Source organism: Paraburkholderia sp. JPY465 (assembly GCF_050436725.1).
Taxonomy (GTDB): Bacteria; Pseudomonadota; Gammaproteobacteria; order Burkholderiales; family Burkholderiaceae; genus Paraburkholderia; species Paraburkholderia youngii.
The window spans coordinates 211,233-227,299 of sequence record NZ_JBNDMT010000002.1; the positions used below are offsets into that span (position 1 = coordinate 211,233).

Genomic DNA, 16,067 nt, shown 5'->3' on the forward strand with positions numbered 1-16,067 from the left:
GCAAGGACCTTCGACACCATGACCGATTCCGATCTCGACCTCGTCTATACGACGCTGTGCAACACGCTGACGCACGAAGGCGAAGCGCAGGCGTCGCTGTATCTGGCGCGCCTCGCGCTGTTGTGCCTGACCGAACTCGACGACCCGCGGCGGGCGTTGTCGTTGATCGAAGCGGCGAAACTGCCGGCCGCCGCCGCGGCCTAGCGTCGGAAAAAGAAACCGCCTCCCCGGAGGCGGTGGCGAGCCGATTATTTTTCCGCGAGCCGATGACTGCCGCCATGCGGCTCAATGCGATAGCGCTGGCGAATCTCCTTCAAATGATCGAGATCGCCGGGATGCTTGCCGTCGGGAAAATCGACTTCGGCGATGCTGTGGCCAGCGCTCGCCTTGAGCATCCCACGCTTTTGGCCGCCGCTGGCCAGCACGGCGACTGCTTTGATATTGCCTTGCTGATCGTATTCGATATGGACCTTCATGGGGGACTCCTCGTCATGTTCGATGGAATTGAGCGAATGCACAGCGGCCAGGTTCAAATTGCGTCGGTCCATGCAATGAAGAGTCCGTAGGAAGCAAAGTCGGTTGCGCTCGTGTTATGCACCTCCAGCAGCACGACACGATTGCCCTCGGCATCGCAATCGTTGGAAAGGCTGCGGACTTCGATGTTCTTGTCCCACGGCAGTCCCGACAGGGGGATGGCTGCCGCCCACAGGATTTCGCCGTAGTTCATCGGACCCACCCACCAGAACGCGGAGTCGCCCGCATTCAGATCGACTCCGCTGCCGACCAATTGGCCATTCACATTGATACCCATCGCTGTCTCCCAGTTGCAAACGGCCACAGCGACGCGTAATTGCCCGTGTGCCCGTGGCGGTCGTTACACCGCTGACTAGAGGACGGCAACGTTGGATGCGTTTTGAACGAAGTCCGGTATTCCGCGAGTGCCAAAAAAAACCGCGCGATCAACGCGCGGCTTTTCTTCCTTCCCAGACCCGAAGGCGCTACGACGACAACCTCACTGCTTCGGATACAAGCCCAACGTACTCGCATGCAGCCGCGCGATCCCGAGCAACGCGTCCGTATAAGGCGTCGGCACGTGCGTCAGCTGCCCAAGCTCGCGCACCGCGCCGACCAGCGCATCGAGTTCGACCGCCTTGCCGGCCTGCACGTCCTGCAGCATCGACGTCTTCATCGCGCCGAGCTTAAGCGTGTCCGCGTGACGGTCATCGGGCGCCTGGTCGATCGGGATGCCGAAGCGCGCGCCGATTTCCTTCGCCTCCAGCATGATGTGTGTGACGAAGCCGCGCACGAGTTCGTCGCCGAGAATCCGGTCGGTCGTTGCGCCGGTGATCGCGCTGACCGGGTTCATCGTCATGTTGCCCCATAGCTTGAACCAGACGTCGCGCTGGATCTGCGCGGAGGCCGTGGCATGGAAGCCCGCCGCCTGCAACAGCGCGGCGAGCAGTTCGATACGCTCGCTCGGCTTGCCCGACGCCTCGCCAACGATCAGCCCATTGCCCTGGTGATGCCGGATCACGCCGGGTGCGTCGATCAGGCAACTGGCATGCACGACACAGCCGACCGTCTGCGCGGTCGGGATCGCGGCGGCGATCGCGCCGTCGGGGTCGATCGTCTTCAGGCGCTGGCCGGCGAGCTCGCCGCCGAGGCCGTCGCAGAACCACCACGGCACGCCGTTCATCGCCGTCAGCACGATCGTCTCGGGGCCGAGCAGCGGTTTGATATGCGCGGCCACCGCCGCCATCGCCGGGCCCTTGACCGCGATCACGACGAGCTCCTGCACGCCGAGGTCGGCCGGCTTGTCGCTCGCCTTCACCTGCTCGGCGTAGATCACGCCGCCTTCGATCAGCCGCAGACCGTGCTGGCGCACCGCGTCGAGCGTCGCGCCGCGCGCGACCACGCTGACCTGATGCCCCGCCTGCGCGAGCTTCACTCCCATCCAGCCGCCGATCGCGCCGGCGCCGTAGATCGCTACTTTCATCGCCTGAATCCTTGCCTGTTACTGTGTTTATCGCAGCGTTGATTGTCGCGCTCTTTTACGGGTGGCTTCAATCATTGCCGGTAGCTCGCATCGATCCGGTCGACCCGCCGCACCAGCGCATCGAACACGTCTTGCCCGGCGCCGTGGCGCGGGTCGAACTGCAGCGCGTCGCGCGAACAGCGCATCGCGACCTCCTCCGGCACCGGCCGCGCGCGGCCCATCGAAAACGTCGCCATCTGGATTTCGCACGCGCGATTCAGCGTCCACAGAATCGCGAAGGTCTGCGGCAACGTCCGGCCCCACGATAGCAGACCGTGGTTGCGCAGGATCACCGCCTGTTTGTCGCCGATATGCGCGAGCAGCCGCGGGCCCTCTTCCGCATGAATCGTGATGCCTTCGAAGTCGTGATACGCGATCCGGTCGTGCAACTGCGCGCTATAGAAGTTGGTTTGCTGCAGGCCCTCTTCGAGACAGGCCACCGCGACGCCCGCTGTGGTGTGCGTGTGCATCACGCAGTGCGCGTCGGGCAAGCCCTCGTGAATCGCCGCATGCACGACGAAGCCGGCCGGATTCACCGGATACGGCGAGCCGTCGAGCACCCGCCCGTGTGCATCGATCTTCACCAGATTGCTCGCGGTGACTTCGCTGTAGTGGAGCCCGAACGGGTTGATCAGGAAGTGGCGCTCGGCGCCGCTGACGGTTTCGGGCACGCGCAGCGTGATGTGGTTGTAGATCATCTCGGTCCAGCCGAGCAGATCGAAGATCCGGTAGCACGCGGCGAGCTGCACGCGCGCCTGCCATTCGTCCGGATGCATCGCGGCGGGTCTGGACGAGCTCGCCGGTTGCGCTTCGAGGGTCGTGGCCATCGTCAGTGTCTCCATGATTGCGGTTGTGACGGCGCGGCCATGCGCGCCGCCACCCTATTCACTCGTGCTGCAACGGCGGCTGAACCGCCGGACGGCTTCAGGCGCCCGACACCACCGCCGCGATCGACGACGCGACATAGTCCGCGTTACGCGCGTTCAGCCCGGCGACGCACATGCGGCCCGAGCGCAGCACGTACACCGCGTATTCGTTGCGCAGACGCTCGACCTGGCTTTCGGACAGGCCCGTGTACGTGAACATGCCGCGCTGCGCGACATAGCGCGCGCGCATCACTTCGTCGACGCGTCCGTCGAGCCCCGCGTGGATCACGTTGCGCATCGCCAGAATGCGCTCGCGCATCGTGCCGAGCTCGGCTTCCCACGACGCGCGCAGCGTCGCATCGGCGAGCACGTTGGCGACGAGGCGCGCGCCGTGCGTCGGCGGATTGCTGTAGTTCGCGCGCACCGCCGACATCAGTTGGCCCGCCACGCGCGCCGCTTCGTCGGCGCTCTTGCAGACCACGCTCAACGCGCCGACACGCTCGCCGTACAGCGAGAAATTCTTCGAGAACGAGTTCGCGACGATCAGCGGCACGTTCGCGTCGGCTAGCAGGCGCACGGGTGCGGCGTCTTCTTCGAGGCCCGCGCCGAAACCCTGGTAGGCCATGTCGACGAACGCGATCAGCTTGCGGCGCTGCAAAACCGGCGCCAGTTCCGCCCATTGCGCCGGGCTCAGATCCACGCCGGTCGGGTTATGGCAGCACGCGTGCAGCAGCACGACGCTCTTTTCCGGCAATGCGTCGATCGCGGCGAGCATCTCGGCGAAACGCAGGCCACCCGTTTGCGGGTCGTAGTACGGGTAGGTGTTGACCGTCAGGCCCGCGCCTTCGAATATCACGCGATGGTTTTCCCAGCTCGGGTCGCTGATCCACACCTGCGAGCCGGCGAAATAGCGCTTCAGGAAATCGGCGCCTACCTTCAGCGCGCCCGAGCCGCCGAGCGTTTGCAGCGTCGCGATCCGGCCTTCGGCGCGCGCCGCGCTGTCGGTGCCGAACACCAGCGCCTGCGCGGTGTCGCGATAGAGCGGCAGACCCGCCATCGGCAGATACGAGCGCGGGCCGATCGCGTCGAGCAGCGCGGTTTCGGCGCGGCGCACCGCGTCGATCACCGGCAGCTTGCCGGCGTCGTCGAAGTAGATGCCGATGCTGAGGTTGACCTTGTTCGGCCGGGGGTCCAGCTGAAAGTCTTCGTTCAGGCTCAGAATCGGGTCGCCCGGATAGGCGGGAATATGGTCGAACATGACGGGTCCTTGAAGGCGGCCTGTGCAGGCCTGTTGTAGCGGTCGTCCGCGCGCCGCGCGATGACAGGGCAAACCTTAAGTCTAAGCGGGTTTGCCGGGCTAAGTCGACCCGCACGAGTGTCGGTCGCCGGCGCGCCGCGCACAATCAATCGTTTTTTCACGATTCGTAAGTTTTTCTTTAGAATCGATCGTATGCCTCTTACCCGCGTCACGATCCGCCAATTCGAAGCGTTCCTCGCCATCGTCGATCTGCACAGCATCGGCGCGGCGGCAGAGCGGCTCGGGCTGACTTCGTCGGCGGTCAGCCAATTGCTTGCCGAGCTCGAAACGGAGCTCGGCTTCCGGCTGTTCGATCGCACCACGCGGCGTGTCACGCTGTCCAGCGCGGGGCAGGACTTTCTGGCGTCGGCCGAATCGGTGCTGCGCCACGTGCGCGCGGCCGCCCAGTCCGCCGACGACATCCGCAATCGCGCGGCCGGCATCGTGCGGGTCGGCGCGCCGCTCGTGATCGCATCGACGGCGCTGCCCGCGGCGATCGCCGAGTACGCGCGCGACAAGCCGAAGGTGGTCGTGCGGGTCTGCGATACCGTGGTTGAGCAACTGGTGGAGCGGGTGGAGAGCGGCGATATCGATCTCGCGATCGGCCCCGACCGGCAAAGCGGGCCGCGCGTGCGCGCCGAGGCCGCGTTCGCGAGTCCGTGGGTCATGTGGTGCGCGGCCGCGCATCCGCTCGCCGCTCGCCGCCGCGTGCAGTGGCAGCATCTGCGCGACGTGCCGATCGTCGCGACCGGCCGCGACCATGAGCGCGCGGTCGATCAGATGCGCGCCAATCTGCCGGTCGAGGCGCGCATCATTCCGGTCGATGTCGTCGATAACGTGACTACCGCGTTCGGCCTCGCCGCGCAAGGGCTGGCGGTCACGCTCGCGCCGGCCTATGTGGCGCCGCTCGCGCGCACGTTCGGGCTCGTGATGAAGCGCATCGTCGATCCGGAAACGATTCGCGAGGTGTGCGTGTATCGCTCGACCGAACGGGCGCTGTCGCCATCGGCCGATGGTTTCGCGGATTTCGTGATGCCGTGGTTGAAACGCTGGGATCGGGAGACGCAGGCCGAGGCGCGGGGTAAGCGGAGTTGATGCGCGATGCGACGCGTCGCGCATCTAGGGCTGCATACACAGCGCGAACAGTTGCCGCTGATTCGAAATCCCCAGCCGCGCATACGCGCGCTTCTGATACGTGACGACGCTCGCCGGCTTCACACCCATCTTGCCGGCAATCTCGGCGGCGCTCGCGCCTTCGAGCGTGCCACGCAACGCGTCGAGCTCGCGCGGCGTCAGCGTCGGACATGCGCGCCGCACGCGCGCGAGCATCGCCGCTCCGGTGCCCTGCTGATGCTGCCCGTTCAGCGCGTAATGGCCCTTCGCCGCATGCGCGAACAGCGGCGCGACGCTTTCGACCCGCTCCAGATCGCCCGGCGTGAACACGCCGTACGCGCGGTCGCGATACAGGTTGATCGACAGCCATACGCTATCCGCGGGCTGAACCAACAACGACAGCCGGTCCGATACGTTCGGCTGCGCGTAGCAGGCCGCGCGATACGCTTCGTTTTCGATTTCGTCGCCGCGCTGCTGATGCAGCACCAGCCCATCCCGTGAAGCACTGCGCCGCCTGTCATGGGTCTGGCCGATGATCGCGCGATTGCCGTCGAGCGCATAAAAATGCGCGGCGTAGCGTTCGGCGACGTCGCGCAGAAAATGCCCGCCGCGATGATCGGCCGCCGACACCGTACGCGGCCGCGCATCGAACTCATACGCGAAGATCGTGCACTGCGAGACGGACAGCGACAACGATTCCCCAACCGTCTGCAGAATGCTCGCGGCGAGCGCGTCGGCATCCGGGTGGGAGATCGCGATGACGAGGTCGGTGGCGCGCGCGGTGCTGATCTGACCGCTGCGCTGCGGTGATGCGAGGCGCCAGGAACGCATGATGGGGATTGGTGCTTGCGCTGCGTGGATTGGGTTGCGGCAAGCGTAGCACAGCCGGTGCGCGGCGCAGGTCCGCCGGCGTGATCCAGTCGTCAGCGATGCCTTATCGCCCGGTAAACGACCCCCGCTGCAACGCCACCACCCTCGGCAATTCAATCGTAAAGGTCGTGCCGGCCTCGTCGCTGGATACGACGCTGACGTCGCCGCCATGCATCCGCGCGATCTCCTGCACGATGTGCAGACCGAGCCCGAGCCCTTCGCGCGAGCGCGCGCCGTTGCCGTTCGACCCGAACGCCTTGAACAGATGCGGAAACACCTCGGCCGGAATCGTGCCGCGATTGGACACCTTCAGCCGCACGCAATCCTCGGCGTCGCCATCGACCTCGACGCCGATATCCCCCTCCGGCGCGCCATGATGCAGCGCATTGCTGACGAGATTCGACACCGCCTGCCACACGAGATCGGTATCCCACGCGCCGGCCGTATTGCCGGTGCAGGTGAACACGATCTGCTTGCCGCTGTCCTGCGACGCGAATTCGTCGATCACCGCGCGGCACAGCGTCGCCAGTTCGATCGAGCGCGGCTGCAACGGCAGACGTCCGCCTTGCAGGCGCGCGAGGTTCAGCAGCTGATCGACCATCCGCGCCATGCGCAGCGAGCTGTTCTTCACGCGCGCGGCGACGGTCGCGGCCTGCTCGTCGGCGGCCGTGCGCATCAGGTATTCCGCGGACGCGAGCACCGCGCCGAGCGGCGTGCGCAGATCGTGACTGAGCACCGCCATCAGCATTTCGTTCGCTTCGAGCATCTGGCGCGTCGTCACCAGTTGCGCGGCGAGCTGGCGCTTCTGCTGCTCCAGCTGCACGAACACGTCGACCTTCGACTGCAGGATGCGCGGATCGAACGGCTTGTACAGGAAGTCGACCGCGCCCGCCTCGTAGCCGCGGAACGTGCGCGACGCGTCCTGCGCGGTCGCGGTCAGAAAGATGATCGGAACGTGCGAGGTGCGCGGGCTGCCGCGCATCAGCGCGGCCAGCTCGAAGCCGTTCATGCCGGGCATGTTGACGTCGAGAATCGCCAGCGCGACTTCGTGCTTGAGCAGCAGATCGAGCGCGGCGGTGCCGGAGTCGGCGACCAGCACCGCGACGTCGGGCCGCGCGAGCAATGCTTCGAGCGCGGTGATGTTGTGGGCGATGTCGTCGACGATCAGGATGTTCACAGGTGAGTTCGTCATGGCATCGGATCAAAGGGAAGTCGGCAGCGCGGCAAGGCGCCTGGCCAGGGTTTCGGGATTGAAAATCGCATCGGCGGCGCCACGCGCGATCGCCGCGCGCGGCATTTCCGCCGAACCGGCGCTGGCGGGGTCCTGCACCCATGCGGTGCCGTCGAGCGCGCGCACGCGTTCGAGGCCGAGCGCGCCGTCGTCGTTGGCGCCGGACAGCAGGATCGCGAGCAGCCGCTCGCCGTACACCGCGGCGGCCGATTCGAACAGCACGTCGATCGACGGCCGCGAGAAGCGCACCGCCGCATCGGTCGACAGCGCGACCGTGCGGTCCACTTCGACGAGCATGTGGTAACCGGGCGGCGCGACGTGCACGCGGCCCGGCAGGATCAGCTCGCCGGCATCGGGTTCGAGCACCGGCAGCGCGCAGCGATGCGCGAGCGCCGGCACCAGATAGCTCGGCGAATCGGGCGGCAGATGCATGACGACCATCACGGCCGCCGCGAAGCGCGCGGGCAACGCGGCGAGCAGCACGTTGAGCACCTCGATGCCGCCCGCCGACCCGCCGATCACGACAAGCTCGTAACCGCGCGGCTCGCGCGCGCGCGCGGCGCCACCAGCATCGGCGGTATGAGTCATGGCAGGTTCCACGTTCGAAGATGGCATCGCGACCTCGCTAACGCTTCTGATAAATGCGCTCGGCCGCGCGGAACTCGTCGAACGCCGGATAGTGACGCGAAAACCGCAGGCTTTCCTTGCTGCCCAGGCCGAGAAAGCCGCGCCGCACCAGCGCGTTCTCGAACAGCCCCAACGCGCGATCCTGCAGGCCGCGATCAAAATAGATCAGCACGTTGCGGCACGACACCAGATGCGCTTCGAGGAACACTTCGTCGGTGGACAGGCTGTGATCGGCGAACACGACCCGCTCTTTCAGCGAGCCGGCAAAGCGCGCGCCGCCATACGCTGCATGATAGTAGTCCGACAGCGAACGCGTGCCGCCCGCCGCCAGATAGTTCTGCGTGAAGCCCTGGATGCGTTCGAGCGCATAGATGCCCGCCTCCGCGCGCGCGAGCGCGTCGGGGTTGATGTCGGTCGCATAGAACAGCGTGCGCTCGGTGAGGCCTTCCTCGTCGAACAGGATCTTCAGCGACCACAGCTCCTCGCCGGTGCTGCATCCCGCGACCCACACCTTGACCGACGGATAGGTGCGCAGACGCGGCAGCACATGTTGGCGCAGCGCGAGGAAATACGACGGATCGCGAAACATGTCGCTGACCTGCACGGTCAGGTACCGGAACAGCCGCGAAAACTCGTTGCCGTCGCGCATGATGCGGTCCTGCAGCTGCGACAGCGTCTCCACGTTGAATTCATCGAGCGCCTGCGCGAGGCGGCGGCGCAGCGACGACATCGCGTAGTGGCGAAAGTCGTGCTGATACTTCAGATAGATCGCCTCGAGCAGCAGCTTCAGCTCGATGTCGAAATCGCTGAGACGCTGCGGTACGTCAGATGCGGACGGTTTCATCGCGTTTCTCGTTTGCGTGCTTGCGCTCGCGCTCTCAGCGCTGCCGCAGCCACACGCGGCACAGCGCGACGAGCTTGTCGACGTCGATCGGTTTCGACACGTAGTCGTCGGCGCCGGCTTCGAGGCAGCGCGTGCGATCGTTCGCCATCGCCTTGGCGGTCAGCGCGATAATCGGCAGATGCGCGAAGCGCGGATTGCGGCGAATCTCGCCCATCGCGGTCAGGCCGTCCATCTCGGGCATCATGACGTCCATCAGCACCAGATGCACTTCCGGTCCGTTCTCCAGTTCGTCGAGCGCCTCGCGGCCATTGCGCGCGATCAGCAGCTTCGCGCCGAGCGGTTCGAGCACGTGCGACAGCGCAAAGATGTTGCGCACGTCGTCTTCGGCGAGCAGGATCGTGCGGCCCTCGAACGCATTGTCACGTTGCCGCACGGTGCGCAGCATGCGCTGCTGCTCCGGCGCGAGCGACGACTCGACGCTGTGCAGGAACAGCGTGACTTCGTCGAGCAGACGCTCCGGCGATTTCGCGCCCTTGATGATGATCGACTTCGAATAGCGGCGCAGCCGGTGTTCCTCTTCGTCGGACAGCATGCGGCCCGTGTAGACGATCACCGGCAGCGATGGGTGTGCGGTGTTGGCGGCGAGGCGTTCGAGCAGATCGTAGCCGGTGCCGTCGGGCAGCGCGAGATCGGTGACGACGCAGTCGAACGCCAGCGCCCCCAATTGCTCGAACGCCTCGGCGAGTGTCGCGACCGCGACGATCTCGGTGTTCTCACTTTGCAGCAGCGCGCGGATGCTTTCGCGCATCGGCGCGTCGTCCTCGATCACCAGCACGCGCTTCAGGCGCTGTTGCAGCCGCGCTTCGAGGCGGCGGATCGCAGCCTCCATCGTCGAGCGCGCAGTCGGCTTCAGCGTGTAGCCGATCGCGCCGAGGTGCAGAGCCTTATCGGCGTGATCGGTAGCCGACACGATATGAATCGGAATGTGGCGCGTCAGCGGATCGTTTTTCAGCCATTCGAGCACCGTGAGGCCCGAGCGGTCCGGCAGACCCACGTCGAGCAGCACCGCCGCCGGCCGCATGTCGCGCACCAGCGCGAGACCGCTGGCGGCGTCGCTCGCGTGCACGAAGTCGAAGTCGAGTTCGTGCACGCGATCGCGCAAAATCGCCGCGAACGGCGGATCGTCTTCGACCGCGACGATCAGACGGCCGGCGCGCGTGCGGTTGTCGCGATCGTCCGCGATCGGCGCGGCGGCGGCGGGCGCGGCCGTGCCGGGCAGCAACGCGTCGCGCAACGCGATCGGCGACGCCCGGTTTGCTAGGCCATTCGCCGGCGAGATCACCGCGGCGGGCGCGGCGTCGAGCGGCGTATGCAGCAACGGCGCTTCCGCCGTCGCCTGCGCGCCAATGCCCGTGCCGGCGTTGATCGCGCTGCCCGCGGCCTCGCGCGCATCGAGCGGCAGCCACAGCGAAAACACGCTGCCCTTGCCCACTTCGCTCGCGACCGTGATGCGCCCGCCCAGCAGCCGCGAGAATTCACGCGAAATCGACAGCCCGAGGCCGCTGCCGCCGTATTGACGGCTCGTCGAACCATCGGCCTGCTGGAATGCCTCGAAGATCATGTCGAGCTTGTCGGCCGGAATGCCGATGCCCGAATCGCGCACGTCGAAGCGCAGCACGTTGTCCTCGACCTTGGCGACATCGAGCGTGACCTCGCCGCGCTCGGTGAACTTAACCGCGTTCGACAGCAGGTTGCGCAGAATCTGCGTGAGCCGCTGACCGTCGGTGACGAACGTATCCGGGGTACCCGGCAATTTGTCGAAGGCGACCCGCAAGTGCTTGGTCGCCGCGATCGGCCGGAACATTTCGTCGAGCGATTGCAGCGTCGCGTCGATCGACACCGTTTCGGGTTCGACCGTCAACTGCCCCGCCTCGACCTTCGACAGGTCGAGAATATCGTTGATCAGCACGAGCAGATCGCTGTTCGACGCGTGGATCGTCTCCGCGTAGCGCACCTGCTCTTCGGTCAGATTGCCGCTGCGATTTTGCTGCAGCAGCTTCGCGAGAATCAGCGAGCTGTTCAGCGGCGTGCGCAATTCGTGCGACATATTCGCGAGGAATTCGGACTTGTAGCGGCTCGACTGTTCGAGGCGCTCCGCGTTGGCCGCCAGATCGTTCTGCGCGCGCAGCAGATCCGATTTCTGGCGCTCCAGCCGCTGCGCATATTCCTCGAGTTGCACGTTGGTCTGTTCGAGTTCGGACTGCTGCGCTTCGAGGCGCCGTTGCGAGTCCATCAGCGCGCGGCCGCGTTCCTCGAGACCTTCGTTGGAGACCCGCAACTCCTCCTGCTGGACCTGCAACTCCTCGTTCAGCTGCTGCGTCTCGGCGAGCGCATCCTGCAGGCGCTCGCGATACAGCGCCGCTTCGAGAAAATCGCCCATGCTGTGGCGGATCAGCTCCATGAACTCTTCGTCGCGCGGCCTCACTTCGCGCAGGAAGCCCATTTCGATGACGCCGTTGACCTGGCCGTCGTTGTCGATCGGCAGGATCAGCAGATTGCGCGGCGCGCCGCTGCCCGTCGCCGACATGACCCGCACATAATCGGCGGGCACGTCGCGCAAAACCAGTGTGCGGTGCGAGCGCGCGGCCTGGCCAACCAGCGTTTCGCCTTCCTCGAAACTCGGTGCGGCGGTCTGTTCGCTGTCGCGGCTGTATCCATACGCGGCGATGCGGCGCAGCGTGCCGCTTTGCCGGTCGCGCACGTAGAGCGCGGCGACGACCGCATCGAGATATTGGGCGAGAAACTCGAGCATTGCGCGGCCGACGAGCGGCGCGCTGGTCTGACCGACCACCTTGTCCGCGAGCAGGCGCTGGCCCGAGCGCAACCAGACCTGCTGCTCGAGCAGCGTGGTCTGCTCGGCCTGCTGACGCAGCACGTTGTCGTAGGTCTCCGACAGGTCCAGCAGTTCACGACGCCCCCGCCATGCGAGCAGGCCGCTGACGACGAGGCTGAACAGCAGGAACAGGCCGACCAGCGTCCCCGTCACATTGCGCGTCGCTTCGGCGCGCTGCTGGCGCAGGCGCAATTCGACATCGAGAAAATCGCCGAATTCGCGGCGTATTTCGTCGAATTCGACCTTGCCGCGCCCCGCTGCGATCGCGCTCTCATAGTCCAGGTTGCGGCGGCGCGCGTCGATGGTCTCTTCGGCGAAGCGCGTCCAACGCTGCTGCAACGCCTCGATCTGCTTGAGCCGCGCGATCTGCAGCGGGTTGTCGGCGAGCTGCTTTTGCAAGCTTTCGAGCTGCGCCTTGAATTTCGGGCCGCCGTTTTCATACGGCGTGAGGAAGCTCTCGTCACCGGTGATCAGAAAGCCGCGCATCGACGATTCGCGATCGACCGCGAGCCGCAGCATTTCGTTGGCGTCGCCGATCACGCGCTCGGAGTGCTCGGCCCAACTCATCGTCGACACGAGATAAACGATCAGGCCGACGAACAGCGCCATCGTGACGAGGCCGACGCCCAAAGGCAGCGCGATATTGCGGCGAAGGATGCGGCGGAAACGGAGTTGATCGACGGCCTGCGATGCGGTCATTTTTTCTGTAGGTGGCATGGCGAATCGGGTCGATGCGGAATATTTTGCGGGTCTGTGCACGGTGGTGAGTACCGCGAAACGACCGCCGTCATCATACAAGGACGACACTCATCCTGTATCGGAAGGCGGCAGGTCGAGCCTTGCTGGCAGGACGCGGTTCGCTCGCGCGGTCGGTCGCGTGCGGCGAGCAATGCAAAAAGAAACCTGGCCGGCTCGCACCGGCCAGGTCCCTGCATCGAACACACGTCATCGACACGCCGCATTGCGGCTACGCCCAGCGTCTTTAGCGGCTCACGCGGCAGCGCAACCTCCCCGGCCCGCTCAGGCCGGCACCAATTCCGCCTGCGCCGCGCGCGACCAGACGCGATGCTGCCCGGCAGCCTTGATGAACGCCTTCAACACATCGGCCGATTGCGAATCCTCACCGGTCGCGACGCCGTCCGACTGCGCGGGCAACTGCGCGGCCGTGAGCAGATCGCGGCCCGCGCCGAGCGCCGCGATCGCCTTCAGATGCTTGAACGCTTCGAGCACGAAGTGCCGCGCATCGCCCGACTGCGACAGCGCCTTCGCCCCCTTCTCGCCGCCGACGACGATCACCGCGTCGAACATCACCGACGGAAGCCCGGCGATCGTCGCGTCGGGTGTGAGGCCATCGATCCCGGCGAGCGTCGGCGCGATCAGCATCGGCGTCGCGCCTTCACTCTTGAGCGCCTGCTGCATCTGTTTGATCGCAGCCCCATCTGAGCCGGGCGCAGCGAGCAGCGCGATCTTGCGGGTCTTGATGCCCGGCTTCACGCGATTGAGCAGACTCAACGCCGGCGACGCCTTCGGCCCCACCGGCTTCGCCGTGCCCTGCTTCGGCGCCGGCAGACCGAGTCCTTCGGCCACCTTCGCGGCGAGACCGGCGTCGAAGTTCGCGAGGATCTCGTTGACCTGGCGCGCGCGAATCTCGGGCTTCGTCACCTTACCGAGTTCGAACTGATAGGCCGCCGCGATATGGTCTTTCTCCGGCTGCGACATGCTGTTGTAGAACAGCGCGGCCTGCGAGAAATGATCGGCGAACGACTCGCTGCGCACGCGAATCTTCGTGCTCTCGACGCGTTCCTGATAGCTGTCGAAGCCGCCATCTTCGGCGGCCGGATCGGTTTCCTTCGGCCAGCCGTCGTTCAGCGAGTTCGGCTCGTACGACGCCTGGCCGACGTGAATCGCCTGCCGATGCATCGCATCGCGCTGATTGTTGACGGACGGACAGACCGGCCGGTTGATCGGAATCTCGTGAAAGTTCGGGCCGCCGAGACGGCTGATCTGCGTGTCCGTGTAGGAGAACAGACGTCCTTGCAGCAGCGGGTCGTTGGTGAAATCGATGCCCGGCACGATATGCCCCGGATGGAACGCGGCCTGTTCGGTCTCCGCGAAGAAGTTGTCCGGATTGCGATTGAGCGTCATCTTGCCGATGATCTGCACCGGCACCAGCTCTTCAGGAATCAGCTTGGTCGGGTCGAGCAGATCGAAATCGAACTTGTGCTCGTCGGCTTCCTCGACGATCTGCACGCCCAGTTCGTACTCGGGATAATCGCCGCGCTCGATCGCTTCCCACAGGTCGCGCCGGTGAAAGTCCGGGTCCTTGCCGGCGAGCTTCTGCGCTTCGTCCCACAGCAGCGAATACGAGCCTAATACCGGACGCCAGTGGAACTTGACGAAGCGCGCCTTGCCCTCTGCATTGACGAAGCGGAACGTGTGGACGCCAAAGCCTTCCATCGTCCTCAAGCTGCGCGGGATCGCGCGGTCCGACATCGTCCACAGCACCATGTGCGCCGATTCGGGCACGAGCGAAACGAAGTCCCAGAAGGTGTCGTGCGCGGAGCCGCCGGTCGGCATTTCGTTCGGTGCTTCCGGCTTCACCGCGTGCACGAAATCGGGAAACTTGATCGCGTCCTGGATGAAGAACACCGGCATGTTGTTGCCGACCAGATCGAAATTGCCTTCCTGCGTGTAGAACTTCGTCGCGAAGCCGCGCACGTCGCGCACCGTGTCGGCCGAGCCGCGCGGTCCTTGCACGGTCGAGAAACGCACATAGACCGGCGTTTCGGCGGCCGGGTCCTGCAGAAACGCGGCCTTGGTGTACTCGCGCATCGATTCGTAGACCTTGAAGACGCCATGCGCGGCCGAGCCGCGCGCGTGTACGATCCGCTCTGGAATGCGCTCGTGATCGAAATGCGTGATCTTCTCGCGCATGATGAAGTCTTCAAGCAGCGACGGACCGCGTGGCCCCGCGCGCAACGTGTTCTGGTTGTCGGCGATCTTGACGCCCTGATTGGTTCGCAGCGCCTCGCCTTGCGGCTTCACGCGATTGCGTTCGAGATCGTTCGATTTCGCGTCGTTCGACTGCGCCGCCCCGTTTGCGTGGGCCGCGGGCTTCTGGGTATTCGCTTTACCTGCCATGGGAATCGACTCCTTGTGTTCGGGCGCGCGGCGACGAAGGCGTCGCGGCGCGCGATTACGGAGTCAGCAAGGGCCATACCTACGAAGTCGCAGCGCAATGGCGGCGCGGCGGCGCAAGATCAGAACCGGTAGTTGATCGATACGTCGGCGACGCCCGTCGCGCGGCTGCGCGTGATCGGACTGTTGCCCGCGCTGCCGACGAGCTGCTCGAACGCGCCGTCGGCGGTCGCGAACCAGTGCTTGCTGAACAGCCAGATCGCGCTGACACCGAAACCCACCGACTTGAAGCCCGCGCTCGCGTGATACTGCGGATACTGCGAGTGAGCGGCCTGCTCCTGATTGACGCCGAACCAGCTGTTCATGTACTTGGAGTCCGCGAGCACCACGTTCGGGCCGGCGAACCAGAAGAACTGCCTGGTGCTGCCGGGCATCGGCATATAGGCACCGAGATCGCCGATCCAGCCGTTCGATCCGCCGAAATAGCGGCGGATATCGGCGCGCAGCACGAGCGGAAAATCCTTCGAAATGACGTACTCGCCCGAGAGCTTCAGACCCACCGCCGGGTTGATGTTGCCGAGCCCGTTGAGTTCCTGCGGATCGTCCTGGGCGCGCCGGCCGAGATCGTAGACTGCGGCGAGACTCATGCGCCAGTTCTCGCCCTGCGCGAAATTCACGCCGAAGCCTTCGCCGCTCGACAGAAAGAGCAGATCCTTGTAACGCACGTCGATGCTCGGACCGGCCACCAGGTGATAGCGGTCCGATCCCTCGAAGCGCGGCTGGAACGACGTAGCCACGCCGAAGCGCAGTTGCCAGTCGGGAATGTTCGGCTGCCACATCTTCTGCAGCGGAACGCCCACCGAGTATTGCCATTCGCCGAGCGGCGACGGCGTCTGCGCGAAGGCCACACCCGGCCCGCAGGCCATCGCACTCAAGGTCGCGGCGACGAAGAAGCTCGCCGCGATGCCGGTTTGTTTATGGCGGGGCGAGGCGCCCCGCTTCTTTCTGCGGCTGTTCACCACCGGAAGCCTCCGATCCGCTCGTCGCGATGAGGTTAGGTTTTCGCCCGGGGTCCAGCGCGGACCCAAAAAGCACGGACGACCGCCGCACCGCTACTTACGGCGTGTAATTTTTCCAATCGATGACGCGGGCG

At 65.5% G+C, this 16,067-nt stretch carries 13 protein-coding genes and 1 pseudogene; 2 read left to right on the top strand and 12 right to left on the bottom strand.

The window, feature by feature from the left end; all coding sequences use genetic code 11:
* The first annotated feature begins 18 nt into the window (after window positions 1-18).
* Window positions 19-204, top strand: a complete 186-nt coding sequence (locus tag QFZ94_RS03040) for a hypothetical protein (protein ID WP_368583801.1) — start codon at window positions 19-21, stop codon at window positions 202-204.
* A 44-nt stretch (window positions 205-248) separates the two neighbouring features.
* On the opposite strand, the gene QFZ94_RS03045 is transcribed toward QFZ94_RS03040, so the two are convergent.
* From QFZ94_RS03045 to QFZ94_RS03065, 5 genes are all read right to left on the bottom strand, one after another.
* Window positions 249-533, bottom strand: coding sequence for a hypothetical protein (locus tag QFZ94_RS03045; RefSeq protein ID WP_429455540.1), 285 nt, complete (start codon window positions 531-533; stop codon window positions 249-251).
* Entirely contained in the window at window positions 530-811 is a 282-nt protein-coding gene (locus tag QFZ94_RS03050; protein ID WP_429455541.1) for a hypothetical protein, read from the bottom strand. The genes QFZ94_RS03045 and QFZ94_RS03050 overlap by 4 nt, the downstream gene beginning before the upstream one ends.
* Window positions 812-1,012: 201 nt before the next feature.
* On the bottom strand, window positions 1,013-1,996 hold the full coding sequence (locus QFZ94_RS03055; RefSeq protein WP_429455542.1) for a 2-dehydropantoate 2-reductase: 984 nt from the start codon (window positions 1,994-1,996) through the stop codon (window positions 1,013-1,015).
* A 71-nt stretch (window positions 1,997-2,067) separates the two neighbouring features.
* Window positions 2,068-2,862 (bottom strand): class II aldolase/adducin family protein, encoded by a 795-nt coding sequence (locus tag QFZ94_RS03060; protein WP_410849301.1) that lies wholly within the window; start codon window positions 2,860-2,862, stop codon window positions 2,068-2,070.
* A gap of 97 nt (window positions 2,863-2,959) precedes the next feature.
* Complete coding sequence (locus QFZ94_RS03065; protein WP_368583796.1) at window positions 2,960-4,159, bottom strand: aromatic amino acid transaminase; 1,200 nt, start codon at window positions 4,157-4,159, stop codon at window positions 2,960-2,962.
* A gap of 192 nt (window positions 4,160-4,351) precedes the next feature.
* On the opposite strand from QFZ94_RS03065, the gene QFZ94_RS03070 reads away from it, so the two are divergent.
* A complete protein-coding gene (locus tag QFZ94_RS03070) occupies window positions 4,352-5,293 on the top strand; it encodes a LysR family transcriptional regulator (protein WP_368583795.1) in 942 nt (313 codons plus the stop codon).
* Window positions 5,294-5,317: 24 nt separating this feature from the next.
* Here QFZ94_RS03070 and QFZ94_RS03075 read toward each other — a convergent pair whose 3' ends face one another.
* The 7 genes and pseudogenes from QFZ94_RS03075 to QFZ94_RS03105 form a co-directional block, all read right to left on the bottom strand.
* Window positions 5,318-6,142, bottom strand: coding sequence for a helix-turn-helix transcriptional regulator (locus QFZ94_RS03075; protein ID WP_429455543.1), 825 nt, complete (start codon window positions 6,140-6,142; stop codon window positions 5,318-5,320).
* A 103-nt stretch (window positions 6,143-6,245) separates the two neighbouring features.
* Window positions 6,246-7,373 carry a hybrid sensor histidine kinase/response regulator gene (locus QFZ94_RS03080; RefSeq protein ID WP_429455544.1) on the bottom strand — a complete coding sequence of 376 codons (1,128 nt, stop codon included), beginning with the start codon at window positions 7,371-7,373 and terminating at the stop codon, window positions 6,246-6,248.
* 9 nt (window positions 7,374-7,382) lie between these two features.
* Window positions 7,383-8,000, bottom strand: coding sequence for a chemotaxis protein CheB (locus tag QFZ94_RS03085; protein WP_429455545.1), 618 nt, complete (start codon window positions 7,998-8,000; stop codon window positions 7,383-7,385).
* Between the two features lie 37 nt (window positions 8,001-8,037).
* Window positions 8,038-8,883 (bottom strand): CheR family methyltransferase, encoded by an 846-nt coding sequence (locus QFZ94_RS03090; RefSeq protein WP_410849307.1) that lies wholly within the window; start codon window positions 8,881-8,883, stop codon window positions 8,038-8,040.
* Between the two features lie 34 nt (window positions 8,884-8,917).
* Window positions 8,918-12,475 (bottom strand): response regulator, encoded by a 3,558-nt coding sequence (locus QFZ94_RS03095; protein WP_429455546.1) that lies wholly within the window; start codon window positions 12,473-12,475, stop codon window positions 8,918-8,920.
* 321 nt (window positions 12,476-12,796) lie between these two features.
* Window positions 12,797-14,932 (bottom strand): annotated as a pseudogene (gene katE, locus QFZ94_RS03100) (catalase HPII); the annotation flags it as partial.
* A gap of 104 nt (window positions 14,933-15,036) precedes the next feature.
* The gene (locus QFZ94_RS03105; RefSeq protein WP_429455547.1) at window positions 15,037-15,936 is read right to left on the bottom strand and encodes a MipA/OmpV family protein; all 900 of its coding nucleotides are present in this window, start codon (window positions 15,934-15,936) and stop codon (window positions 15,037-15,039) included.
* Window positions 15,937-16,067: the final 131 nt, after the last annotated feature.